The 22,890-nt window shown below is 53.0% G+C and carries 20 protein-coding genes; 9 read left to right on the top strand and 11 right to left on the bottom strand.

What is annotated here, in order from left to right; translation table 11 throughout:
* Nucleotide 1: 1 nt before the first annotated feature.
* The 5 genes from B2R29_RS15985 to def are packed head-to-tail and all read right to left on the bottom strand — an operon-like array spanning nt 2 to nt 5,680.
* Nucleotides 2–1,450, bottom strand: coding sequence for a TrkH family potassium uptake protein (locus tag B2R29_RS15985; RefSeq protein WP_301181977.1), 1,449 nt, complete (start codon nt 1,448–1,450; stop codon nt 2–4).
* Between the two features lies 1 nt (nt 1,451).
* Entirely contained in the window at nt 1,452–2,825 is a 1,374-nt protein-coding gene (trkA, locus tag B2R29_RS15990; protein ID WP_076514464.1) for a Trk system potassium transporter TrkA, read from the bottom strand.
* Nucleotides 2,826–2,849: 24 nt separating this feature from the next.
* Nucleotides 2,850–4,202, bottom strand: a complete 1,353-nt coding sequence (gene rsmB, locus B2R29_RS15995; RefSeq protein ID WP_301181978.1) for a 16S rRNA (cytosine(967)-C(5))-methyltransferase RsmB — start codon at nt 4,200–4,202, stop codon at nt 2,850–2,852.
* 2 nt (nt 4,203–4,204) lie between these two features.
* Complete coding sequence (fmt, locus tag B2R29_RS16000; protein WP_301181979.1) at nt 4,205–5,155, bottom strand: methionyl-tRNA formyltransferase; 951 nt, start codon at nt 5,153–5,155, stop codon at nt 4,205–4,207.
* A gap of 3 nt (nt 5,156–5,158) precedes the next feature.
* Nucleotides 5,159–5,680 (bottom strand): peptide deformylase, encoded by a 522-nt coding sequence (gene def / locus B2R29_RS16005; protein ID WP_301181980.1) that lies wholly within the window; start codon nt 5,678–5,680, stop codon nt 5,159–5,161.
* A 105-nt stretch (nt 5,681–5,785) separates the two neighbouring features.
* On the opposite strand from def, the gene B2R29_RS16010 reads away from it, so the two are divergent.
* The 3 genes from B2R29_RS16010 (at nt 5,786) to B2R29_RS16020 (ending at nt 8,938) form a co-directional block, all read left to right on the top strand.
* Nucleotides 5,786–6,847 (top strand): LysM peptidoglycan-binding domain-containing protein, encoded by a 1,062-nt coding sequence (locus B2R29_RS16010; RefSeq protein ID WP_301181981.1) that lies wholly within the window; start codon nt 5,786–5,788, stop codon nt 6,845–6,847.
* A 60-nt stretch (nt 6,848–6,907) separates the two neighbouring features.
* A complete protein-coding gene (gene dprA, locus B2R29_RS16015) occupies nt 6,908–8,056 on the top strand; it encodes a DNA-processing protein DprA (protein WP_301181982.1) in 1,149 nt (382 codons plus the stop codon).
* A 69-nt stretch (nt 8,057–8,125) separates the two neighbouring features.
* Nucleotides 8,126–8,938 carry a chemotaxis protein CheW gene (locus B2R29_RS16020; RefSeq protein ID WP_301181983.1) on the top strand — a complete coding sequence of 271 codons (813 nt, stop codon included), beginning with the start codon at nt 8,126–8,128 and terminating at the stop codon, nt 8,936–8,938.
* Between the two features lie 27 nt (nt 8,939–8,965).
* Here the strand turns inward: B2R29_RS16020 and B2R29_RS16025 are convergent, their stop codons facing one another.
* Nucleotides 8,966–10,720 carry a sensor histidine kinase gene (locus B2R29_RS16025; RefSeq protein WP_301181984.1) on the bottom strand — a complete coding sequence of 585 codons (1,755 nt, stop codon included), beginning with the start codon at nt 10,718–10,720 and terminating at the stop codon, nt 8,966–8,968.
* Between the two features lie 105 nt (nt 10,721–10,825).
* On the opposite strand from B2R29_RS16025, the gene B2R29_RS16030 reads away from it, so the two are divergent.
* From B2R29_RS16030 to aroE, 4 genes are all read left to right on the top strand, one after another.
* Nucleotides 10,826–11,227 carry a BLUF domain-containing protein gene (locus tag B2R29_RS16030; RefSeq protein WP_301181985.1) on the top strand — a complete coding sequence of 134 codons (402 nt, stop codon included), beginning with the start codon at nt 10,826–10,828 and terminating at the stop codon, nt 11,225–11,227.
* 106 nt (nt 11,228–11,333) lie between these two features.
* Complete coding sequence (locus B2R29_RS16035; protein WP_301181986.1) at nt 11,334–11,879, top strand: L-threonylcarbamoyladenylate synthase; 546 nt, start codon at nt 11,334–11,336, stop codon at nt 11,877–11,879.
* 17 nt (nt 11,880–11,896) lie between these two features.
* Nucleotides 11,897–12,844 carry an oxygen-dependent coproporphyrinogen oxidase gene (gene hemF, locus B2R29_RS16040; protein WP_301181987.1) on the top strand — a complete coding sequence of 316 codons (948 nt, stop codon included), beginning with the start codon at nt 11,897–11,899 and terminating at the stop codon, nt 12,842–12,844.
* Nucleotides 12,845–12,868: 24 nt separating this feature from the next.
* Entirely contained in the window at nt 12,869–13,693 is an 825-nt protein-coding gene (aroE, locus tag B2R29_RS16045; protein WP_301181988.1) for a shikimate dehydrogenase, read from the top strand.
* 76 nt (nt 13,694–13,769) lie between these two features.
* Here the strand turns inward: aroE and B2R29_RS16050 are convergent, their stop codons facing one another.
* The 3 genes from B2R29_RS16050 to B2R29_RS16060 all read right to left on the bottom strand — a co-directional run bounded on the left by B2R29_RS16050 (nt 13,770) and on the right by B2R29_RS16060 (nt 17,455).
* Complete coding sequence (locus tag B2R29_RS16050) at nt 13,770–15,713, bottom strand: choice-of-anchor I family protein (RefSeq protein WP_301181989.1); 1,944 nt, start codon at nt 15,711–15,713, stop codon at nt 13,770–13,772.
* A 179-nt stretch (nt 15,714–15,892) separates the two neighbouring features.
* Nucleotides 15,893–16,612 (bottom strand): YebC/PmpR family DNA-binding transcriptional regulator, encoded by a 720-nt coding sequence (locus B2R29_RS16055; RefSeq protein ID WP_301181990.1) that lies wholly within the window; start codon nt 16,610–16,612, stop codon nt 15,893–15,895.
* 60 nt (nt 16,613–16,672) lie between these two features.
* Nucleotides 16,673–17,455, bottom strand: coding sequence for a tRNA-uridine aminocarboxypropyltransferase (locus B2R29_RS16060; protein ID WP_301181991.1), 783 nt, complete (start codon nt 17,453–17,455; stop codon nt 16,673–16,675).
* 151 nt (nt 17,456–17,606) lie between these two features.
* Between B2R29_RS16060 and B2R29_RS16065 the strand changes: the two genes are divergently transcribed.
* The gene (locus B2R29_RS16065; RefSeq protein WP_301181992.1) at nt 17,607–18,110 is read left to right on the top strand and encodes a pyridoxamine 5'-phosphate oxidase family protein; all 504 of its coding nucleotides are present in this window, start codon (nt 17,607–17,609) and stop codon (nt 18,108–18,110) included.
* A gap of 100 nt (nt 18,111–18,210) precedes the next feature.
* On the top strand, nt 18,211–19,542 hold the full coding sequence (gene gdhA / locus B2R29_RS16070; protein ID WP_301181993.1) for an NADP-specific glutamate dehydrogenase: 1,332 nt from the start codon (nt 18,211–18,213) through the stop codon (nt 19,540–19,542).
* Here the strand turns inward: gdhA and B2R29_RS16075 are convergent.
* Complete coding sequence (locus B2R29_RS16075) at nt 19,517–21,688, bottom strand: sensor histidine kinase (RefSeq protein ID WP_301181994.1); 2,172 nt, start codon at nt 21,686–21,688, stop codon at nt 19,517–19,519. The two genes, gdhA and B2R29_RS16075, sit on opposite strands and share 26 nt — an antisense overlap.
* Before the next feature lie 158 nt (nt 21,689–21,846).
* Complete coding sequence (locus tag B2R29_RS16080) at nt 21,847–22,854, bottom strand: hypothetical protein (protein ID WP_301181995.1); 1,008 nt, start codon at nt 22,852–22,854, stop codon at nt 21,847–21,849.
* Nucleotides 22,855–22,890 lie beyond the last annotated feature (36 nt).

Here is a 22,890-nt window from a genome sequence, read left to right on the forward strand (position 1 = left end):
ATTAACTCCGCCAGAAGCTCGGGGTAATCAGCACCAACAGGGTGAAAATCTCCAGACGTCCAAGCAGCATAGTCAGGGCCAGTATCCACTTGGCGGTATCGGAGATATTGCCGTAATGTGCTGAAACTTCACCAAGGCCCGGACCGAGGTTATTAAGGCAGGAGCCGACGGCTGAGAACGCGGTGACCTGATCCAGCCCGGTCGCCATCAAAGCTAGCATCATGACCATGAAGGTAACCACATAGAGCGCAAAGAAACCCCAGACGGATTCCAGAATACGGTCGGCTACCGGTTGCTTGCCGAGCTTAACCGGAATAATGGCATTGGGGTGAATCAGTCGATGAATCTCGCGCAGGCCCTGTTTGAATACCAACAGGATACGAATGGCTTTCATGCCACCGCCGGTCGAGCCCGCACAGCCACCAATGAATGCCATCATAAAGAGGAGTACAGGCAGGAAAACCGGCCAGACCGAGAAATCGGCGGTACCAAAGCCAGCCGTTGTGGCAACCGACACCAGTTCAAACAAGCCATAGCGAACGGCACCGCCAAAGTCGTAGGTATCTGTCATCCACAGTGCGATCACGGTGAGAAGCGCACCACCCAGCATAACGAACAGAAAGAACTTCACTTCTGAATCGAGAAAATAGTGACGCACGGTTTTGTATCGCCAGGCGTAGAAGTGCAGAGAAAAATTCAATGCTGCCACCAGCATAAAGAACATGGCGATGGCTTCAATCAGTGCGCTGTCAAAGTGCCCCATGGAGGCGTCATAGGTTGAGAAGCCCCCGATACCGACCGTCGAGAAGCTGTGCGCGATGGCATCAAAGGTGTTCATACCCGCGAGCCAGTAAGCCAGTGCGCAGGCAATGGTCAAAGACAAGTAGATATACCAGAGTGCTTTTGCGGTTTCTGTGATACGTGGCGTGAGCTTGGAGTCTTTCAGAGGGCCCGGCATTTCAGCACGGAACAGCTGCATACCACCAATGCCGAGCATCGGCAGGATCGCTACGGCCAGTACGATAATCCCCATACCGCCCAGCCATTGCAGTTGCTGGCGATACCAGAGTATCGATTTCGGCAGATATTCGAGACCCGTCATCACCGTCGCACCGGTGGTTGTCCAGCCCGACAGGGATTCGAAGAAGGCATCGGCAAAGCTCAGACCGGGGTTTTCGGCGAGCATGAAAGGTAATGTGCCGGCCAGTCCCAGAGTCAGCCAGAACAATGCGGCAACAATAAACCCGTCACGGGTTTTAAGTTCTTTTTTAACGCCCCGGAAAGGCAGCCAACTGAAGAAGCCAATCCCGAGAACCAGAGACATGGCAACGCTGAAGGCCTCAGTCGCTCCATCGTCATACCACATAGAAACGACCATGGGCGGCAGCATGGTCAGACTGAACAACATCAGGAAAATGCCCAGTACCCGGGCAATCACAGTAAAGTGCATATCAGAAGAAGCCCAAGCCCACCTGGAAGAGTCGTTCCACATCGGCGATGTGGCGCTTATCCATCACGAACAGAATCACGTGGTCATCCGATTCCACTACCACATCCGAGCGTCCCATAATGACGTCATCGCCGCGCACAATCGCACCAATGGTGGTACCCGGCGGTAATTTAATCTCACCCACACGACGCCCGACCACCTTAGATGACATGCTGTCACCGTGAGCGATAGCTTCAATGGCTTCAGCGGCGCCGCGACGCAGGCTGTGAACATTTACCACATCGCCCCGGCGCACATGCGTCAGCAGACTGCCGATGGTTGCCTGTTGCGGTGAGATCGCAACATCGATCATGCCACCCTGCACCAGATCAACGTAGGCCGCTTTATTAATCAGGGTCATCACTTTGCGGGCGCCATGGCGCTTCGCCAACAGCGAGGCCATGATGTTTACTTCGTCATCGTTGGTCAGGGCACAGAAGACGTCGGTATTCTCAATATTCTCTTCTTCGAGCAGGCTCTTGTCGGTGCCGCTGCCGTGCAGGACCACAGTGCGGTCGAGATTTTCACTCAGATAACGCGCACGCTCAGGGTTGTGCTCGATGATTTTAAGCCGGTAGCGTTTTTCCAGTGCTTTCGCGAGCCGGTAACCAATGTTGCCGCCCCCCGCAATAATGACGCGCTTGTACGAATCTTCTGCACGGCGCAGCTCACTCATGACGGTATGGATATGCTCACGGCCAGCGATAAAGAAGACTTCATCATCGGCTTCAATCACGGTATCGCCTTTCGGCTCGATCGCGGTATTGCGCCTGAACACCGCGGCAACACGGGTTTCAACGTTGGGCAGATGATCTTTCAGTGTTGAGATGGCCTGTCCGACAAGAGGCCCACCGTAATAGGCTTTAACAGCAACCAGCTGAACTTTACCGTCGGCAAAATCGAGTACCTGCAGCGCTCCGGGAAATTCCAGCAGGCGCCGGATGTATTTGGTAACAACCTGCTCCGGTGAGATCAGAACATCAATCGGAAAAGCATCGACATTAAAGAGGTCCGTCTGCTTCAGGTAAGCATTGGAGCGAATACGGGAAATCTTGGTCGGCGTTCTGAACAGGGTGTAAGCCACCTGACAGGCGACCATATTGGTCTCATCGGAATTAGTCACCGCAACCAGCATGTCTGCATCATCGGCCCCAGCGTCACGCAGCACATGCGGGAACGATCCATGACCATAAACGGTTTTAACATCGATACGGTCCTGCAGTTCGCGCAGGCGATCGGTGTCTGTGTCGATAATGGTGATATCGTTTTTCTCACTGGAGAGGTTTTCTGCCAGTGTTCCCCCGACCTGTCCGGCGCCAAGGATAATTATCTTCATATCAGCTCAGAGTCCCGTCTGCCTTCAGCAGTTATTGTCTGCAGTTTTGTGCAAGAGCGCGTAATAAAAGCCGTCGTGTCCGCGCGGCGTCGGAAATAACTGCCGCCCGGCATTGCAGGCGATTCCCCAGTCATTGTCCAGTGTAACGAGCGTTGCATCCGGATGCACATCAACAAAACGTACAATCTGCTCGCTGTTTTCTTGTGGCAGCACCGAACAGGTGGCATACAGCAGGCGCCCGCCCGGCTTCAGCATCTGCCAGGCGCGCTCAAGAATATCAGCCTGTACCTCAACCAGCTGCGCAATGTCTTCCCGGCGGCGCAGCATGCGGATATCTGGGTGCCTGCGGATAACACCGGTCGCAGAACAGGGCACATCCAGCAAAATGGCATCGAACCCCGGCTCATCGTCACAATAATCCTGCCACCAGGGCTCGTCTGAGCACATGTCTATGCAGGCGATATCTGCGCTGAGTTTCAGACGCTCAAGATTTTCGTGTACCCGCTCAAGTCTCGACTCATCGGCATCCACCGCCATCAGACGAATATCGGCTGACTCCAGCAAATGAGCACTCTTACCTCCGGGCGCGGCACAGGCATCGAGCACGCACTCGCCATCTTCTGGTGCCAGTATCTGAGCCGCCAGCTGCGCGGCTTCATCCTGCACACTGACGTCGCCGTCCGCAAAGCCGGGCAGCGTCGTTACGTCGCATGACTCCTCAAGGTAAATTGCTGAGCTACTGTGCTCACCGGCCATTGCTTCAATACCGGCTTCCTGCAAACGCCCGAGATACTCATCCCGGCTGATATGACGCTGATTCACACGCAAACACAATGGGCCACGCTCGTTGTTTGCATCAAGTATCTCCGGCCATTGTTCGGGCCAGGCTTTGGTCAGCATTTTCACTAACCATTTTGGATGACTGGTCGCGGTTACCGGGTTGTCGTCCAGAGGCGGTAGCAGGCTTTCGTACTCGCGGCCGTAACGCCGTAAACACGCGTTGATGACCGGCTTAGCGTAGCCTTTACCCATCTCTTCGCAGACATCAACTGTGGCATGTACCGCAGCGTGTGGCGCTTTGCCCTGCATAACCAGTTGATACAGCCCGACGATCATCAGAGCATGAAGATCCTGATCTTCTTCCGGAAACGGGTTCTTCAACAGCATTTTGGTCAGCGCATTCAGTCGGAAGTACCAACGGCAACTGCCCAGAGTCAGATCCCGGAAGAAGCCCCGTTCACTGTCTTCAATGCGATCTTCGAGGGAAGGGATCACCTGATTAAGCGATTGCCCAGACATGACCGCAGCCACAGCAAGTGTCGCTGCGTGGCGCGGTGTCATGGCACTGGCTTTACCGCGCCCATATAGATTCTGCATGATCAAAGCTCAGAAGAAAGTACGTAAAACGGCTGAAACAGATTCGGCTGGCCGTTGATAATGTCAGCGACAGCCATCGGTTTTTTACCGGCCAGTTGCAGCTTAGTCAGTTTCAGAACGCCCTCGTTACAGGCGACTTCGATACCGTCCGCAGACACATTAGCAATGGTCCCTGGCGCCAGCTGTGTCGCTTTATCCAACGCCACTGCGGCATGAATCCGGATACGCTCGTCACCCAGCAAGGTATACGCCATAGGGAAGGGGTTAAATGCACGAACCCTACGCTCCAGCTCATCTGCGGGTGCGTCCCACTGAATCAATGCTTCCTGCTTGCTCAGTTTGTGGGCATAACAGGCAGCGGCGTCATTCTGTTGCTCAGGGGTCAGTGTTCCTGCTTCAACATCCGCCAGCGTCTTTAGCAACGCCCCCGGCCCCATCTCAGCCAGACGATCGTGCAGCGAGCCGCCGGTGTCATCGAGATTAATTCCGGTCGTGACTTTACTCAGCATATCGCCCGTATCCAGGCCGACATCCATCTGCATGATAGTAATGCCTGTCACCATGTCTCCGGCCTCGATACAGCGCTGAATTGGCGCTGCGCCACGCCAGCGAGGCAAGAGAGAAGCATGCACGTTCAGGCAACCAAACTTCGGTGTATCCAGAACACGCTTCGGTAGCAGCAGGCCATAGGCAACCACCACCATAACATCGGCGTTGAGCGATCTGAGCACCTCTACATCGGCATCGTCTTTAAAATTGAGCGGCTGATACACCGGGATATCATGCTCAAGCGCGATTTTTTTTACCGGGCTGGGCTGAAGCTTTTTACCGCGCCCCGCCGGACGGTCTGGCTGACTGTAGACACCAACAACTTCATGCTCACTGTTAACCAGCGCAGACAGGTGAACCGCGGCGAAATCCGGCGTACCGGCAAAAACAATGCGTAGAGCCATGTATTAACGTTTCCCCTGACGGGCTTCGATTTTGTGTTTTTTGTCCAGCTTGCTCTTGATGCGATTACGCTTCACAGGCGATATGTAATCAACCATCAGCTTACCTTCGAGGTGGTCGACTTCGTGCTGAATGCACACTGCCAGCAGGCCACGACACTCAAGCTCGAACGTCTCACCATTACGGTCGACAGCTTTCACCAGGCAATGCTCAACACGGGTAACGTCTTCATAGAAGCCGGGCACAGAGAGACAACCTTCCTGCATCGACTCCAGCTCACCATCAAGCACGGTAATCTCGGGGTTGATGAATACCAGTGGTTCGCTCTTGTCTTCAGACACATCGATCGTAATGATGCGTTCGTGTATGTTCACCTGAGTCGCTGCCAGGCCGATGCCGGGTGCGTCGTACATGGTTTCAAACATGTCGTCGACGATTTTCTGCACTCGTTCGTCGACCTCTTTTACAGGTTGTGCAACGGTTCGCAGACGTGGGTCCGGGAATTCCAGAATATCTAGTATGGCCATGAGAAATGCGGTACTTATGGAATTTTATGGTAGTGACTTGCTAATATGGCCGCGTGGCAGCCAATTCAACGTCACCCTGAACGCTAATAATAAAGGGAATAAAGGATGAGCAAAACCATCAAACGACTACTCGTTACAGGTTTGATGTGCCTTTCAGCCGGTGCAAGCGCACTGGAACTCAGAGCTGATGCCCCTGAGCGCTATACGGTACAAAAGGGTGACACCCTCTGGGATATCGCAGAACGCTTCACTGGCAACGCTTGGGAATGGCCTGAAATCTGGTACCAGAACGACCAGATCAACAACCCTCACCTTATCTACCCTGGTGACATGATCGGCCTGATTGACGTAGATGGCCAGAAAAAACTAACCGTAATGGAACGTGGACAGGCATCCCGCACCGTTAAATTGCGCCCGGGTGACGTAAAAATGTCTCCTTCGGCACGGGTTCAGCCTATCGAAGCTGCCATCGCGGCTATTCCGATGGACGCGATTCAGGGTTTTCTGCGTGACCACCGCATTGTCGAGCCCGAAGAGCTTGCCAAAGCGCCTTATATTGTCAGCGGTGCTGATGGACGTGTGCTGATGGGCGCCGGAACCAAAGTTTACGCACGCGGCAAAGTTGATGGCCAACTGGCCTCTGCTTACGGCATCTACCGCAAAGGTGACGTATTCGTTGATCCGGTAACGGATGAAGTGTTGGGTATGGAAGCCACCGATATCGGTAAGGCGTCTGTTGAAACCGTTGAGGGCGATGTCATCACCCTGATGTTGGAAAAGACCAACCAGCAAGTATCAACCCGCGACCGCCTGCTGGAAACAGAAGACCGCGAACTGAAATCCCGTTTTATTCCTAAAGCGCCGGGTCAGCGTATTGCGGGTGAAATTCTAGCTGTGACCAATGGTGTATCTCACGTTGGACAGTTCGATGTGGTTGCTCTCAACCGCGGCGAGCGCGACGGTATGGAAGTGGGCCATGTCATGCTGATCAAAAAAGCTGGCGAAGTCGTTTACGATCCTGTTGAGAAAGAAAAGATCCGCCTGCCAGCAGAGGACGCCGGTAGCATGATGGTGTTCCGTGTGTACGAGAAGATGTCCTACGCTCTGATCATGCGCGCTCAGCGTCCGCTGAAAGTGGGCGATTACTTCGAGTCACCGAAGATCTGACCAACCTCAATAACAGACGCATCTCATGCAGAGGGGCGTCTGGCTGGCCACGGAGGCCGAATGTCCATGGATGGACTCAAGAACTCACCCGACCGCAATACGCTGCTTGCCTGGTGGCGTTTACGCAATATCTCTGGCGTCGGCAATGTCGCGCTAAACGACATTCGCAATCAGCTGGCAGATGCTGAGGCACTGACTGAATGCAGCAGCGCGGATCTTATCCGCTTCGGCCTCAAACCCGATCAGGCAGACCGCTGGCAGAACGATGCCTCTCTTAACCAAGGCTTTGAAGTTCTTGAACGGTGGTGCCAGCACCCGAATCAAGGGGTGCTTCTGGCTGGATCGGCAGACTATCCGGAATCCCTGAACGTACTTCGTGATGCGCCCATTTTTCTTTGGTACCGCGGCAACCTGAGCGCGCTGGAGCAACCGGCTATCGCTATCGTCGGCAGTCGTGGCGCATCCGCCGGAGCCCTCGACTGGACGCTGGATACCGCCGCTGAGCTTGCTTCCGCCGGGATCTCTGTCGTCAGTGGTCTGGCCCTGGGCATCGACGGCGCAGCACATCGCGGTGCAGTGTCGGCAGGAGCAACCATTGCCGTGATGGGAACCGGGCCCGATATCATATACCCGGCGAAACACCGCAGTCTGGCAGCCAGCATCATCGAGCAGGGCTTATTGCTGAGTGAGTTCAGCCCCGGCACGAAAGCACAGGCGCGTCACTTTCCGTCCCGTAATCGCATTATCAGTGGGCTGAGTAGCGCGACCGTCGTGGTCGAAGCCGGTATCAAAAGTGGCACTATGATTACCGCCCGTATGGCCGCCGATCAGGGCAGAGACGTATTGGCCGTACCCGGAGCACTCGGGAATCCCCTGAGCCGGGGCCCACACCAGCTGATTCGCGAAGGCGCCCTGCTGGTTGAGACTGCTCAGCAGATTCTTGAAGCAACAATGACAACCCACATGCCGGCTCAGCAAGCATCATTGCCGGGATTTACGGACAACGACAACCGCGCGGCGTCAGCCACCAGCGCCCCAGTATCGGACGCCCCCGATCTGCTCAATCATATCGATTTCAACCCGACACCAGTCGATGTTATCGCCTTGCGTAGCGCCCGCCCAATCCCTGAGCTTCTGGGTGAACTTCTGATGTTGGAGCTGGAGGGCTGGCTGTTACAGGCGCCCGGCGGCTATTGCCGGGCACGGTGAAATCCTTGTTCGGCACATGGTAATGCTCCAGACCTGATCTACACTTTATCGAATCAGGAGGAGCCACCAATGAACCAGACCGCCGTTGCCACAAAACCCGATGTGGCTGGAAGCTACCTTACCTTTCACTTACCACGCGCCAAGTACGCCCTGCCCGTCGATTCGATTCAGTACATCACGACTCTGGACGCCATCGACCCGCACGATGTTCCCGGTGGTAAATCAGGCATTCGCCGCATGTTCACCTATGAAGGCAACCAGATTCCGCTATTCAACTTCAGCCGCCTTATTCGGTCATCCTCACAACTGGAGGAATGCGAGCAGCTTATTGAGATGCTGAAGCTACGTCGCCAGGATCATATTGACTGGATTAAGGCCCTCGAACACAGCATTAACCATAGCGAAGAGTTTAAGAAAGCGACCGATCCTCACCTGTGTGCATTTGGCCTCTGGTACGACAAATACAAAGCGCTCGATGAAGAGCTGCGTAAGATCATGGCCCAGTTCGACGCGCCGCATAAACACATACATTCTCTGGCGAACCGGCTACTGAAAATGGCACAAGAAGAAGGCAACGCTGAGGAGGCGAACCGGATTCTGAACGATGAGAAGCACTCCACCCTGAAAGTGCTATTGCGCCTGTTCGATCAAGCAGCAGCGCGCCTCGAAGAAATGCTGAAGCCCGTAGTGGTTATATTGCGCGCAGCAGGCAGAACTTACGGCATTGAACTCGACTCCATTGATCAGATCATTGAATTCGACAACCGTCACTGGCTTCCAGATGAAGAGCAGGAACTGCAACATGCCTGCTACGACGGCTTTCTGCAAAAGAACGAAGGTGAGCTTTTCATCCGCTTGGAACCGGCTCATTTGACTAAGTAGAAATAAGCTAAGTAGAGATCAGCTGGATTACGCCCCTCGCGGTAACCTGATCTCAAAGCAGGCCCCACTCCCCTCACCTGCTTTATATTCAATGCGTCCTTTATGGCGCTCAATAATGCTGTACACGGTCGACAACCCCAGACCCGTGCCCTCGCCGACAGGTTTGGTGGTAAAAAACGGATCATAGATTTTAGCTCTGACATCGTCTGGAATACCGGGGCCAGTATCAGATAATTGAATGATCCACTCATCTGCCACTTCCGTGATTGCGACAGAGATCGAGCCTTGGCCCGACATGGCATGGATGCTGTTCTGAATCAGATTAATAAACACCTGCCCCATCATGCCCGAGTTCCCCTCCAACAAAGCTTTGTCCGGCAACTGTTCAACTATTGATATTCCATCCTGGAGCTGATGGCGAAGTATGCCAACGCTGTCGTGATAGCAGGCAACGAGATCAAAGTCGCCACTCTCCAGCTGATCTTTGTGAGCGAAATTTTTGAGGTTTTTCACTATCTCGCACACGCGACTCAACCCATTCCGTGAATCGGCAACCAGGGAGAACACATCCTCCAGAACAAATTCCAGGTCGATCGACTTTTCTCTGTCCTGAATCGTATTCCGCAGCTGCTGGCGTAGCTGCTCATCGCCCGCATCCAAAGTCTGGGCAAACTGATCATGTAAGCGGATCAGTTCACTCATCCCGGATATATATTCATCAAGGGGCTCGAAGTTACTGAGTACAAATGACACCGGGTTATTAATTTCATGAGCAATGCCCGCGGCGAGCTGCCCTAACGAGGACAGTTTTTCAGCATGAAATAACTGTTCCTGGGTACTGTAGAGCTGCTTTAATGTTTCCTGCAGACGATCATACTGAACTCGCAGGCGTTGCTCACTCTGCCGTCTTTCTATCAGCACACGCAGCTGATCCGCCGTTTTTTCCAACAGGTTCACCGTGCCGACATCCAGATTGGCCAGCTGCTCTGACGTCAGCAAAATGAGTAGATATCCCCGAATTTCTTCATAACAGCGGAAAGGGATAAGTATGCTGCCACGGATGTGCGCACCGATAATGTCGGTGGCTTTTTCGTGTACCGGCAAGGTTGCATCCAGCTGCACTCGAATCGGTTGCTCACTGACCGTGAAACCAACGAACTGGGCATCCAGCGTATCGTGCCAACTGAGTCCCTGCATCTCCGCAGGATAAGTGCCCAACAGCTCGTGATCAGGATCAAGCAATACAGACCGGGCCCCCAGAAGATCCGTCAGCAGTGCAGCTACTTCCCTCAACTGCTTATTGCCCAGCGACTCATCCCGGCCTGTACGTGCCAGCCAGGTCAGAAGCGCCAGCTCAGATTCGCGCCGGCGACGCTGCCCACCAATAGCGTTAAACGCTTCGCTCTCGGCCATCAGAAGGTTACGCAGGAAGCCATCAGACCACTCCTGAAGCGCCTGCAAACGGTGAATCTGCCAACCCTGAATCTGTTCAGCAAAGCTCTCCATACATTCTTCTTCTGTGAAGCAGATAATACGTAACTGAGTGTTCTGGAGACGCTCCCGTATAAACATCAGTTGCTCGAATATCCAGACGTGATTATCAGTCGTAGCAATCACTACCAGCACAGGTAAATCCGGATGTTTCTTTAACCACTTCTGGGTTGCCTTACCCGGGCCCAAGGGTTCCGACGTCTGCAAACACGAGCGCAAGTCATCCGAGAGATCGACCGGAGCCTGACCTAACAGTGCCCACTCAGGCAAAACAACTGGCGTATATGACATACAGGGGTTCCCTTCTTCAGAAGCGTCTACACTCAGGTTAGTTAACAAATTGGCCTTCGTTCACAACAAAGGTAGAAAGTCACCGATAAACTCCGGAGTCGTTCAATGCTGATACGTTTGACTTATCTGAGCCGCGCTACACGCGACATGAGCCTGCAGGATATTCAGAACATTCTGACGGTGGCACGGGACAATAATCAGAGCATCGATATCTGTGGCATGCTTTGCTACGACCAAAGATACTTCCTGCAAACGCTCGAAGGCGAGCGCGAGGAGGTCAATGAACTGTTCCTTGATATCGCAGACGACCCACGCCACGATGACGTCGTCATTGTTGGCTACGAATACATTGATGCAACCACATTTGGTGCCTGGGATATGGGGTTTGCCCCAGCGTCAGACGACTTCTACAAACTTCTCAACGAGGTTGGCCAGAACACGTTTGACCCGAGAGAATTCACCCCGGACCAGGCCGTGACTTTCCTGTCTAAACTGTCAAAGCAATAGCTACCTACGCCGACCTTGCGCTGTCTCAGTTTCGTCTTCTTGCCGCCACGCCGGGCTTGAGGTAGGGTTCCGCAGTCTTTATTACCAAATAAGCTGGAACCCCTCCGTGAACCCTTGGCACTTACATCAGGCCCTACGTTGTATCCGCTCTGGTGGCGTTATCGCTTATCCGACTGAAGCGGTCTGGGGGCTCGGCTGCGATCCGACCGATAAACAGGCAGTCCACAGAATTCTCGATCTCAAGTCGCGCCCTGAGCATAAAGGCCTGGTACTGGTTGGCTCATCTCTCGATCAGTTTCAGGACTGGATCAAGCCACTGTCAGATGACGATATGAACACAGTCATGGCCACCTGGCCGGGCCCGATGACCTGGGTACTGCCCTGTTATGACTCAGTACCGACCTGGCTCCGGGGTGAACACAGTAGCCTGGCCGTGCGAATCAGTGACCACCCGATAGTCAAAGCGCTCTGTGACGAAGTCGGACCGCTGGTATCCACATCGGCTAACCCCGCTGGTAAAGAGCCCGCTCGCTCTGCCCTGAAAGTACGCAAGTACTTCCCTGACGGGTTGAACTGCCTGCTCCCCGGCAAGCTCGGTGGGCGACGCCAGCCTTCCGAAATACGAACACTCGACGGCCAGCGCCTGCGCTGAGCAAATCAGGAGACCTAATGGCCAACACTTCATGCGACATTCAGGCAGTGAAATCCTTCCTGCTGGATCTGCAAGACAGAATTTGTGCAGCCCTGGAAGCCGCGGACGGCAAAGCGGCTTTTGTTGAAGACGCCTGGGATCGCGAAGACGCAGGCAATAATCCTATGGCTCTCACCGGTGGCGGCAGGACGCGGGTGATTACCGACGGCACCATCGAAAAAGGCGGCGTGAATTTTTCACATGTTCGCGGCGCAAAACTGCCAGCATCAGCCACGGCCAACCGCCCGGAGCTTGAGGGGCGTAGTTTTCAGGCGATGGGCGTCTCACTAGTTATCCATCCAGAGAATCCCTACATTCCAACCTCTCATGCCAACGTGCGTTTCTTCGTTGCCGAGAAAGAGGGCGAAGAGCCAGTCTGGTGGTTTGGTGGAGGCTTCGACCTGACGCCTTTCTACCCGTTCGAGGAGGATGTTGTGCATTGGCACCAGGTGTCTAGAGACCTGTGTGCTCCATTCGGCGAAGATATTTACCCCAAGTACAAGAAGTGGTGCGACGAGTACTTCTTCCTGAAGCATCGGAATGAAACCCGTGGCGTTGGCGGCCTCTTCTTCGATGACCTGAACAGCTGGGATGGCAAAGTCGACTTTGAGCGCAGTTTTGCCTTTATGCAGGCAGTCGGCAATGGCTATATTGATGCTGTTGTACCCATCATAGAACGCCGTAAAGGCACAAATTGGGGCGAGCGTGAGCGTAAATTCCAATGCTATCGCAGGGGACGCTACGTCGAGTTCAATCTGGTTTTTGACCGCGGCACGATATTTGGCCTGCAAACCGGTGGACGTACAGAGAGCATCCTGATGTCGATGCCTCCTGTCGCGCACTGGGATTACGACTGGAACCCTGAACCGGGCAGCCCTGAAGAACGCCTTTACAAAGATTTTCTGCCTCACCGGGACTGGGTGTAGTACCGGCAGCAGTAAGGAGACGCAATGACCGACCTCTATGCAGTAGTCGGCAATCCGATCTCGCACAGCAAGTCACCTGATATTCAGAATGCCTTTGCTGAGCAGACCGGTGAAGACTTATTTTATAAAACGCTGCTGGCGCCATTAGATGACTTCGACGGCGAAGTCAGGCGCTTTATCGCGCACGGAGGCAGCGGATTAAACGTAACGGTGCCATTCAAAGAAAATGCCTATCGCTTAGCCAACGAACTAACCGCCCGTGCTAAACGCGCAGAGGCCGTTAATACACTAAAGAAGATGCCTGACGGTACCCTGCTCGCCGACAATACCGACGGTGCTGGTCTGGTCAGAGATCTGATGATTAACCACTCGGTGATTCTGGAAGGCAAGCGTATCCTCATTCTCGGTGCCGGTGGCGCAGTCCGCGGCGTGCTGCACCCCCTTCTGGAGCAGCAACCGGCTGGGATCGTTATTGCCAACCGCACAGAGTCAAAAGCACAGACGCTGGCAAACGACTTTGCCGACCTCGGTCGTATTTCAGCCTGTGGCTTCAGCGATATTGAAGGCAGCTTTGATCTCATTATCAATGGTACATCCGCCAGTCTGGCTGGCGAAATGCCTCCGATACCGGTTTCAGTTATTCACCAGAACACGACGACCTACGACATGATGTACGGCAGCAGCATGACTGTCTTTAACCGATGGGCCGAAGAACACGGAGCCCTTCGCACCATTGATGGCCTGGGCATGCTGGTCGAGCAGGCGGCTGAGGCATTCTATGTCTGGCGCGGAGTGCGCCCGCAGACTGCCCGGGTGATGCAATCGCTACGGAATGAACGTCGCCGCTGAGTCATTCGCTGTCGTACTTTGGACATAAAAAAAGCCCGGCTGCCGTATGACAACCGGGCTTTTTATTGGCTAACGCTTATCGGATATCCTGAAAACCGATCGAGTACACGGTCGTGGTTCCGCTGACTTCATTACCGACTGCAATAAAGTGCTTACCTTCACGGGTGAAGTACTCAATGGACTCAGGGCCGAGGTCGCCTGCATCAACACTGTATGTGTCGTTATCGCATTCAGTCCCATCAACCACAGTGCAGACAGGTGCATCAAAGTCGCGATTATTCAGGTAGCTCTGATACTCAGGGTCAGTTGGATCAGTAATGTCGAAAACCATCACACCACCCTGACGCTCTAAACCAACAAAGGCAAAGAAACGATCTCCGATCTTCGCGACTTCAATCGCTTCTGGTTCAGTACCTTTGTCGTCAGAGCGGTTGTCGCCTGAGTCGTTCTCGTCGTTGGTCGAGTTAAAGTCCTCAGGGTCTACATCGTATACTTGCTTGGCAATCACATCGCCACTGTCATACACGAGATCGCCGGCTGCATCCCAGATTGAGAACGAACGAGCACCAAAGGTCACGATGTCATCAGCGGCAGCGTATTCCGCCTGATCAGTCGTTACTTTGATACGCTTCAGCTGGTCATTGTCGTCCAGAGCCGCCTTGAGAGGATGTGCGTCAGCCACCAGCTCTTCGATGTCACCACCACGGGCTTCATCAATCCACGAGATGCAATCGTCTTCTTCGTTGGCGTAGGCATCAGCATCTTCATCGTCACCCCCCGGTGCGAAGTCATCGCCATCCCATTCATGACCGGCAGCATCACAGGCCTGTTGAGTCGTCTCGTAGATATACTCGCGGCCATCACCTTCGTTAGCGGTCAGGATGTACGTTTCGCCATCAATTTCAACACTGACGATGGTATCCGGCATGTAGAGACCAACCAGCTGTTCATAGCTGTCGAACTGACCGGTACCATCATCCTTGTTGGATGCATCCAGTTCGTTTTCAGAAGCAGGGCTCCATGACTTCTTACCCAGACCTTTCATGCCTTCAACCGTCGCGTTAGCAACGTCGATAATCGCGACTGCGTTATTTTCCTGCATGGCAACCCAGGCTACGGTGCCATCAGAGTTCAGCGCCAGATATTCAGGTTCCAGATCCTGAGCCACTGTTGTACCGGCAGGCCCAGGAAGTCGTACATCCGCCGGAACTTCATCCGCGCGACTGCCACCGACATTAAAATCAGCAAAGCTAACCTGAGATACCACAGCGTCGTCAGGACCAAAGCCATTCTTAAGGTCAACAATGGTGACAGAACCTTCAGGGTCATTGGTGTAATCGCCACTCGGCTCACCTTCGTTAGCCGTCAGAATGTAGCGGGCGTCTTCACTGAGAGTCACCATATCCGGCAGTGCGCCAGCAGTGTAGGTGCCAATCAATGCCAGAGTGTCTGAGCGATACAGAGCAATCAGACCGTTGTCCTGCTTGGTATCTGCTTCAATCGCCACAGCAACAAGGCCCTGTTTCGCCGATACGCTGTTAGCTGCGCCAATTTCAATACCTGCGGCAGTCGCAGCGGCAGAGAGATCAATGGTGCCGTGCTTAGCTGGCGCGCTTGTGGTCTGCGCCAGAGAGAGCACATCAACGGTCGCATCTTCGGCATTCACTACGTAGAGCTTGTCCGAGCACTTATCGTAAGACACGATTTCAGCCGACGCGGTATCAAACTCATTGCCTGACACGTAAGTATCAACAACTGACAGTTCGAGGGTTCCCGATACCGAGGTGTCGGTTGCTGTCGTTACTGTTTCACACTCGATACCCAGATCCGCCAGCGTTGGGCTATTGTTGGTCTCATTGCCAGTATCAGTGTTGTTACCAGTGTTGGTATCTGTGTTTGTATTGTCGTCAGCGTTATTGTTGCTGCTGTTATTATCGTCGCCGCCGCAAGCTGCCAGAGTAGCTGCGAGAATCGCAGGTACAATGATCTTCAATGCGGGTGCCGTCAGTGATGTTTTCATGGTCTTCCCCAGAGTCACATATTTATCAGTGACGCAGGATGACCGAGAATTATTTCAACTAAGTGACAGGCGTATGGTGATAACTCTCTGGCCTGCACTGCTACTCAGATTTATGTTACGGAATAAAAAACGGGAGCCTGTGCTCCCGTCTTTTCAATCAACTATCTGACCAGTCGTGCTTATTCAAACGAGCCGTTGTGGTAGATTTCCTGAACGTCTTCGAGGTCGTTAATCAGGCCTGCGAAACGCTCAAACTGCTCAACATCGTCACCGGCAATCGGGTGCTCCATGGTCGGCAGGTAGGTGATTTCTTCGACTTCAAAATCGATGTCCGGATTCATTTCCTGCAACGCCGTTTTGGTTTTGAAGAATTCCGTCGGTGGCACCAGTACGGTGATCATGCCATCTTCACACTCGATATCAGATACATCGACGTCGGCCATCATCAGTGCTTCGAGGGCCGCTTCTTCGTCGTCACCGGCAAATACAAACATGGCGCGGTGGTCGAACATGTGCGACACAGAACCCTGTGTACCCAGTTTGGCCTTGCACTTAGAAAACACACCACGAATCTCACCGAAGGTGCGATTGGCGTTATCGGTTAACGCGCTGATCAACACCATGGCACCACCCGGAGCAATACCCTCATAGAGCGCTGGCTGGAAGTCTTCGCCGGTTCCACCACTGGCTTTATCCAGTGCTTTATCAATCACGTGCGATGGCACCTGATCTTTCTTAGCGCGGTCAATCAGTGAACGCAGCGCCAGGTTGCCCGATGGATCAGTACCACCGGCCTTCGCCGTTACGTAAATCTCACGGCCATATTTGGAATAGACTTTCGTTTTAGCAGCGGCCGTCTTGGCCATCGACTCTTTACGGTTCTGGTATGCGCGACCCATAGGAATTGCTTCTTGCTATCTGATGGAAAACAGCGATTGTACCCGCCAGAGAATGGATTGTCAGTTTTCTGGGGCGCCACGTGAATCACGCCCGACCGCGGTAGGGAAGGTATTTGTACGACCGGCCAGATAGTTCTCACGAAAGACGCTGAAATACGAAGCCAGGTTCGATGCAGCACGGTCTTGCCCGAGACGAGACAGGAGTGCGATCGCGACTTCTGCGGTGCCAAGCTGATGATCGCGCGCAGCGACCCTCAGGCGGTATTCAGAGAGCGCCTGAGACTCTACGGCAATTACCGGAAACCGGTTAAGCCAGTCACTGCGGAACATCTTACGAGCCTCACGCCAGGTACCATCGAGAAAAATCAGCAAAGGTGTGCGCTTACCTATGTAGTCACGTAAGCGCTGATCATCGGACATATGGCGCTCTGGCTGTGCGTATTCATAGGGAAAGACCACGAGAGGGGCATAGCCCGGATCAGAAAGCAGAGCCAACATCCCCGCATCAGGATCTGTCCTCGTCCATTGGTACGCATGATTGTCTTCCAGCACATCAGCAATCAGGCGGCCGGTATTACTCGGTTTAAAGACCTCGCCCTGATAATAGATCAGGCACAATGCAACACCCTTCATGGGTTCGGGCCGCGCAGCACAGACACACAAGCGCGACGCAAGAAGACAGTCCTCACAACGGGATAACTTACTCCCACGGGCAAGAAACTCGCGCCGGGAAAGTTCCTTTTGCTTCTGGCGAAGCCGCGTGACGCTGCTCTCTAGCATCTGTTTGCCACCTGCATTCTGATCATTCGACATCTCTGACAACCCGCCTGCCAGTGGGCTCAACGCCCAAACACCGCGGCACCTGAGGCTGCGAATTTTCTGCGAATCATGTTGAAAACTCCAGTGCGTCAAAAAGAAAGCGGAACAAAATCTATCTACGCCAATCATATCTTGTACAGTATTTGTCTAGCTTTTTTTAGCTAAGGAGTTTCTCATGGCCGCATTAGACCAACTACAGAATGATCCAAAAGCCACGCTGTGGAATGCATTGAAGGGCGAAACAGCCGTTATGTTGGGGATTGAAGGTGTTACCGACTTTATGAAACCGATGGCGGCGAAGCCCGATCTCGACACTGAGACCATCTGGTTTTTCACGGATAAGCGTAGTGGAACCTTTGGTCAACTCAGTGGTGAGCCGTCTGCACGCATTTGTATCAGCGACTCACGAGAACATTTCTGGGCCGATATTCGGGGCAGCATTAAAGTCGTTAATGATCCTGAGGTCGTTGCTAATAAATGGTCTGTTGACGTCGAAGCCTGGTATGACAAAGGGAAGCGCGACGACAACTTACAGCTTATGGCTTTTTCGCCCGAAAAAGCTGAGCTGTCAGCCTCGACCGTTAACCCGATCAGTTTCAGCTGGCAAACCGCGAAGGCTATTCTCGGTGATCAGGACAGACCTGACATCAGCGAACAGAAACAGATTACCTTTTCATAATACAGTAGCCAAAACAGCGAGGCAGGGCGTGGACGCCCTGCCTGCCCAAATAACAGCACCCCGTCCCTACACAGGAAAGCTCCCTACACAGGAAACCGCCATGGCATCCCCCGATATTTACCAGGATTATCTCGAAAACTACCACCCTCATGCCGAAGAGTTTCATCAGGCGGTGAAAGAAGTCTGTGAAGACATTACCGAAGAATATGAAAGCAGTGAGGCCTATGCCGAGTGGAATATCATCGAGCGCCTGATCGAGCCCGATCGCATTATTAAATTCCGGGTCAGCTGGGAAGATGATAAAGGAAAGGTTCATGTGAACCGCGCCTGGCGTGTTCAGTTCCACAATCTGCTGGGTGCGTATAAAGGAGGATTGCGCTTCCACCCAACAGTCAATGAAAGCGTGCTTAAATTCCTTGGATTTGAGCAGTGTTTTAAGAACGCATTAACCGGGCTACCCATGGGCGGAGCCAAAGGTGGCTCGGACTTTAACCCTAAGGGAAAAAGTCAGCGCGAAATTATGCGCTTCTGCCAGTCATTCATGCGTGAACTGTACCGTCATATTGGTCCGGACACCGACGTACCTGCTGGCGACATAAACGTCAGCAGTAATGAAATTGGCTTTATGTTCGGCGAGTACCTGCGCATTAATAATCGCTGGGAAGGGGTACTCACAGGAAAGACACCTGGCTTCGGTGGCAGTTGTGGACGCGAAGAAGCCACAGGTTATGGTGTAATTTATTTCCTGCGCGAGATGCTGAAAGCGCACGACGATTCTCTGAGCGATAAACGTATCCTGATTTCTGGTTCTGGCAACGTTGCTTTGCACGCGGCTGAAAAAGCGATTTCTGAAGGGGCTGTCGTTCTCACCTTGTCAGATTCTGGGGGCACTCTGTTTTTCAAAGACGGAATAACAGAGAAAGAGCTTGATGCTATTAAATCTTTAAAACTGGATAAGAATGGTCGCCTCAGTGAAGCATCGGCAGGCGAATACCAAGAAGGGAAAAAACCCTGGGGCATAGAAAACGCCGACATTGCATTGCCGTGCGCGACCCAGAATGAACTGGATGACAATGACGCTGAAACATTACTGGGCAATGAAGTTCGGATTCTTTGCGAGGGTGCCAATATGCCCCTGACAAACGGCGCCCGCAAGCAATTCCTCAATGCCAATGCTTTGTATGGACCAGCCAAAGCAGCCAACGCTGGCGGTGTCGCCGTCTCGGGGCTGGAGCGTTCACAGAATGCGGAACTGACAACCTGGCCAATCTCGCGCGTTGACGAAGAATTGAACCGCATCATGAAAGAAATCCATGAGCGCTGCATTCAACACGTCGAGAAAAAAGACGGTGTTTATCCTTACAGTCGAGGCGCCAACGTCTATGGTTTCAAGAAACTAGCGGGCGCTATGATAGCTCATGGGGTCGGTTAAGCGACGGCTCGGTCTCCGCGGCATGAAGTAGTGGTCCATTCAGCGGCACAGTTAATACAAGCTGCCAGCAAGCCGCACCCTGCTCATCATGTTGCTTAACAGAAATCTCACCGCCAATCGATTGCGCCCGCGCCTGCATACTCTCCTGACCCAAGCCCTGTGTGATGCGGGGCATATTAGCTGGGTCTGATATTTTGCAGTAGTTGACCATGCTGATCAGTAGCGCCTTGTCACCTACCGAAGCTTCAACTGCGACGCTTTTACTCCCTGCGCGCAAGGCGTTACTTAACGCTTCGCGAAGGATGCGTTCAAGGTGGTAATAGCTGTTTCTGGTCAGTTTTAAATCGGGAACATTATGCGTCCACGACAGTGGAACGTCGTAATCCAGACACCTCGCTTCCGCCTCATCCTGCATCGATACACACAGGGCCTCAAGACCATCGGGCGCGTCGAAGCTATGGTTCAACAGATTGCGTAAATCTGCAATCGCCGAACGAACAAGAGGCTGTTCCTCGGCAGGACTGCGACGCAGAATGGTCAGTAGTTTTGCACCCATATCATCGTGCAGATCACGGCGAATCCGTTGTCGTTCAGACTGGACTCCGGCTTCATGTGCGCCATGAGAATGGTCGATAAGATCATCCAGTGCACGTATCAGCTCTGCGGTACGGTAGTCATTGTCGTTCAGGTTTCTTGCTCCCTCGAAGGGGTGCAATAACTCTACATAGCGCGCGTCTCCGGATTCATCCGCGGCCGTCAGTTGCAAAGCATTTTTTGCAGGCTTAGCGCCAGAACAGACTTTCATGTCCAACGGCGAAAACACGGTTCGGAACGCATCCGCTAAACGCTCTTCGCGACTCAGATAGCGATCATTGACCAAGCCAGGTAACGAATCCCGCAGCCAGTGGTCCAGTTCTCCGCGGTGCCCCGGCAGCAGCCTGACAAGAAAAAGCTGACGCACAGGAAAATACAACCATCCGACCAGCGCCAGAGATATCGCCAACGTCTCAGGACCACTACGCGACAGCAGATACGTGAGCAGGATATCGACCATAAGAATGGCCATACCACCTGCGATCCAGCCCCAGACTTTTACGTACCATGGGTCGAGATCAAACACCCGGTGACGAATGACCGCAAACAACATTCCGAAATACATAAACAGAAAGGTCACTAGCACCATGGATTGAGACGCCAGTGGTGCGCGCCCCATCAACATGGGCACGATGGCGGTTATCGCAAATACGCCGGTTCCGGCGACGACCGAGATAAAAATCCAGCGCACCTTCGTGCGCTCCTCGCTTTCTGGCGCACTTTTCAACCATTGAACAAATAATCCGACCAGAGCAGCAAGCAGGGAAGCGCCGTAAGGTAAATAAAACATCACCGCCGTCTCAGGATGCACTGGGTAAAATTGAGCACTAAAAGTCGATAACAGCGGCAAGCTGAAAATGGCCCAGGCGAAGCGGGAGTTAAACAGAACTGACGGGTAGTTCCAGAGAAAAGCAATCAGCCCGGTTGCAAATAGCGAAGAACCCAGATGGTTCATCATGGAGGCTGCGAAAAACAGATCACCTTGTATGAATAGGTCGCGCGTGCTGTATACCGCTGCAAATAAGCTTGATAGCGCGAATCCCACCCCCGTAATCACGAAGGCAATACGGCCAGGTCGCTCGCTTTTATCAGAGCTTAACAACAACACCAGAAAGCAGATCAGCGCTGCAAGAAACCCGCTGAAGGCCTGAATCCAGAAATCAAATCTGAGGTCGGCCAGTGTTCTCTGTCGAGGGGATATATCGATCAGGCGACCGTCGTCCAACGCCAATGCAAGTTGATCCGCAGTCAGCCAACTTGAGACCGATCCGACCTGCGTCAGCACCCGCCGATAGTCTTCAATCAATGGCAGGCTGTCGGGCTCTTCAATCAATAACTCAGGGGAGGCTGGAATACGCGAACCAGAGACACCTTGATGCACAAATGCAGTCACCCGTGCGTTTTTTACATTATCGTCGGAATAGAAAACAGAGCCTTTCGTTGCTTCAAAAGAACCACCCGCCTCTGGCAAAGACAGTGCAGTAAAAACAACCATCAGGAGAACAAAAACGGGAACCAGAACAGACAACATAGCCTGAAAGCGGAGACTCATACTTACTTTCCATCAGAGCGGACTATCGACTTTAAAACGCAGCTGCAGAAATTGACACGACTAAATAGGTCAGGCGCGTTCAACAATGCTGAAATTGTTCATTCAGTATTCGTCTGCTAAGAAAAAAGGGCCCGAAGGCCCCTAAAAGAACGAAGACGTTATTCTCCGGCGACGAAGGCTTTCAGAACCTCGTCATTGGTCAAATCAATCGCCTGCGCCACGCCGCGTGCATAAACAACCGGGTCGGCGTTGACGGTGACTTCAGTAACATCGGACGAGCCACCGCTCACCATGCCTAACAGACTACTGAATGCATTGGCTGCCTTTTGGGCGCCTGACGTCGTATCCTCGGTTTCACCGAAGGCACCTCCAATGATCACTGGCGTCTCAAGTTGGGCATATCCGGCCTTGTTGCTGAACGTGCTTGAGACCCCCTTAACAAAAGTAATACCCGATGTTGGCTGAACATTGATCGCTTGCCCCAAGGATACTTCTGCACTGTAGGTGCGCTTACCCGTGTTGTAATCCATTGAGCGGTCAGTCTGGCCCGACAGATTCGCGAAATGGACTCGGTAATTCGCCGTCAGAATTGGGTATCCGAGATCACCGGCCAGCTCTGCCAGCTTGTACGGTGCTACTGGATTCGGTGCCGAAGGGTAGCCCTTATACACAAGCAGATCTGTTCCGGCAGGCGTAAAAGTCAGAGTTTTACCCTGATCGCCTTTGAAAAAAGAGCCCACTGCTGAGGGCTGGTAAGGTGTTTCCAGTTTATCCATGCCACTCCAGGCTTTGCTGGAGGTAAGGTCACTGTAATTACGAATTGTGTAACCCTGCGCTTTAAGCTTACTGACAAAGCTCTTGTAGGCCTCATCGGTGATGGCCTGCATCGTCTCCTCAGGTACACCCAACAATTCAGACTTCAGAATAGCTTTTGCGTAAGCCCTGTCCTTACTGAACATTGAGCTTTGGGAGGTCGCTGACGCTTTATCTTTTACGACAAAGGTTACAGAGAACTGTCCCAGGTAGACTTCTTTGCTGTCTTCCATTTTCTCCAGGTTGTCAGTCACAACCTCAATTTTTTTCTCTTCGGCTTCGCCGCCACCCATGCTGGCACACCCGCCGATAGCGAGAGTCAGTGCGATGAAAGGAACTGCTAATGTTTTCATGATTATTTCCCTGTTAAATAGTGCAAAAATTCTAGA

Source organism: Thalassolituus sp. UBA3500 (genome assembly GCF_002377545.1).
GTDB lineage: Bacteria > Pseudomonadota > Gammaproteobacteria > Pseudomonadales > Oceanobacteraceae > Thalassolituus.

Bases quoted from the DNA above. Each gene is read 5' to 3' on its own strand.
- B2R29_RS16080 (WP_301181995.1), bottom strand. From the start codon at position 22,854: ATGAAAACATTAGCAGTTCCTTTCATCGCACTGACTCTCGCTATCGGC.
- def (WP_301181980.1), bottom strand. From the start codon at position 5,680: ATGGCCATACTAGATATTCTGGAATTCCCGGACCCACGTCTGCGAACC.
- rsmB (WP_301181978.1), bottom strand. From the start codon at position 4,202: ATGCAGAATCTATATGGGCGCGGTAAAGCCAGTGCCATGACACCGCGC.
- fmt (WP_301181979.1), bottom strand. From the start codon at position 5,155: ATGGCTCTACGCATTGTTTTTGCCGGTACGCCGGATTTCGCCGCGGTT.
- B2R29_RS16050 (WP_301181989.1), bottom strand. From the start codon at position 15,713: ATGAAAACATCACTGACGGCACCCGCATTGAAGATCATTGTACCTGCG.
- B2R29_RS15985 (WP_301181977.1), bottom strand. From the start codon at position 1,450: ATGCACTTTACTGTGATTGCCCGGGTACTGGGCATTTTCCTGATGTTG.
- B2R29_RS16020 (WP_301181983.1), top strand. From the start codon at position 8,126: ATGAACCAGACCGCCGTTGCCACAAAACCCGATGTGGCTGGAAGCTAC.
- B2R29_RS16025 (WP_301181984.1), bottom strand. From the start codon at position 10,720: ATGTCATATACGCCAGTTGTTTTGCCTGAGTGGGCACTGTTAGGTCAG.
- trkA (WP_076514464.1), bottom strand. From the start codon at position 2,825: ATGAAGATAATTATCCTTGGCGCCGGACAGGTCGGGGGAACACTGGCA.
- dprA (WP_301181982.1), top strand. From the start codon at position 6,908: ATGTCCATGGATGGACTCAAGAACTCACCCGACCGCAATACGCTGCTT.
- hemF (WP_301181987.1), top strand. From the start codon at position 11,897: ATGGCCAACACTTCATGCGACATTCAGGCAGTGAAATCCTTCCTGCTG.
- B2R29_RS16010 (WP_301181981.1), top strand. From the start codon at position 5,786: ATGAGCAAAACCATCAAACGACTACTCGTTACAGGTTTGATGTGCCTT.
- B2R29_RS16055 (WP_301181990.1), bottom strand. From the start codon at position 16,612: ATGGGTCGCGCATACCAGAACCGTAAAGAGTCGATGGCCAAGACGGCC.
- gdhA (WP_301181993.1), top strand. From the start codon at position 18,211: ATGGCATCCCCCGATATTTACCAGGATTATCTCGAAAACTACCACCCT.
- B2R29_RS16075 (WP_301181994.1), bottom strand. From the start codon at position 21,688: ATGAGTCTCCGCTTTCAGGCTATGTTGTCTGTTCTGGTTCCCGTTTTT.
- aroE (WP_301181988.1), top strand. From the start codon at position 12,869: ATGACCGACCTCTATGCAGTAGTCGGCAATCCGATCTCGCACAGCAAG.
- B2R29_RS16030 (WP_301181985.1), top strand. From the start codon at position 10,826: ATGCTGATACGTTTGACTTATCTGAGCCGCGCTACACGCGACATGAGC.
- B2R29_RS16065 (WP_301181992.1), top strand. From the start codon at position 17,607: ATGGCCGCATTAGACCAACTACAGAATGATCCAAAAGCCACGCTGTGG.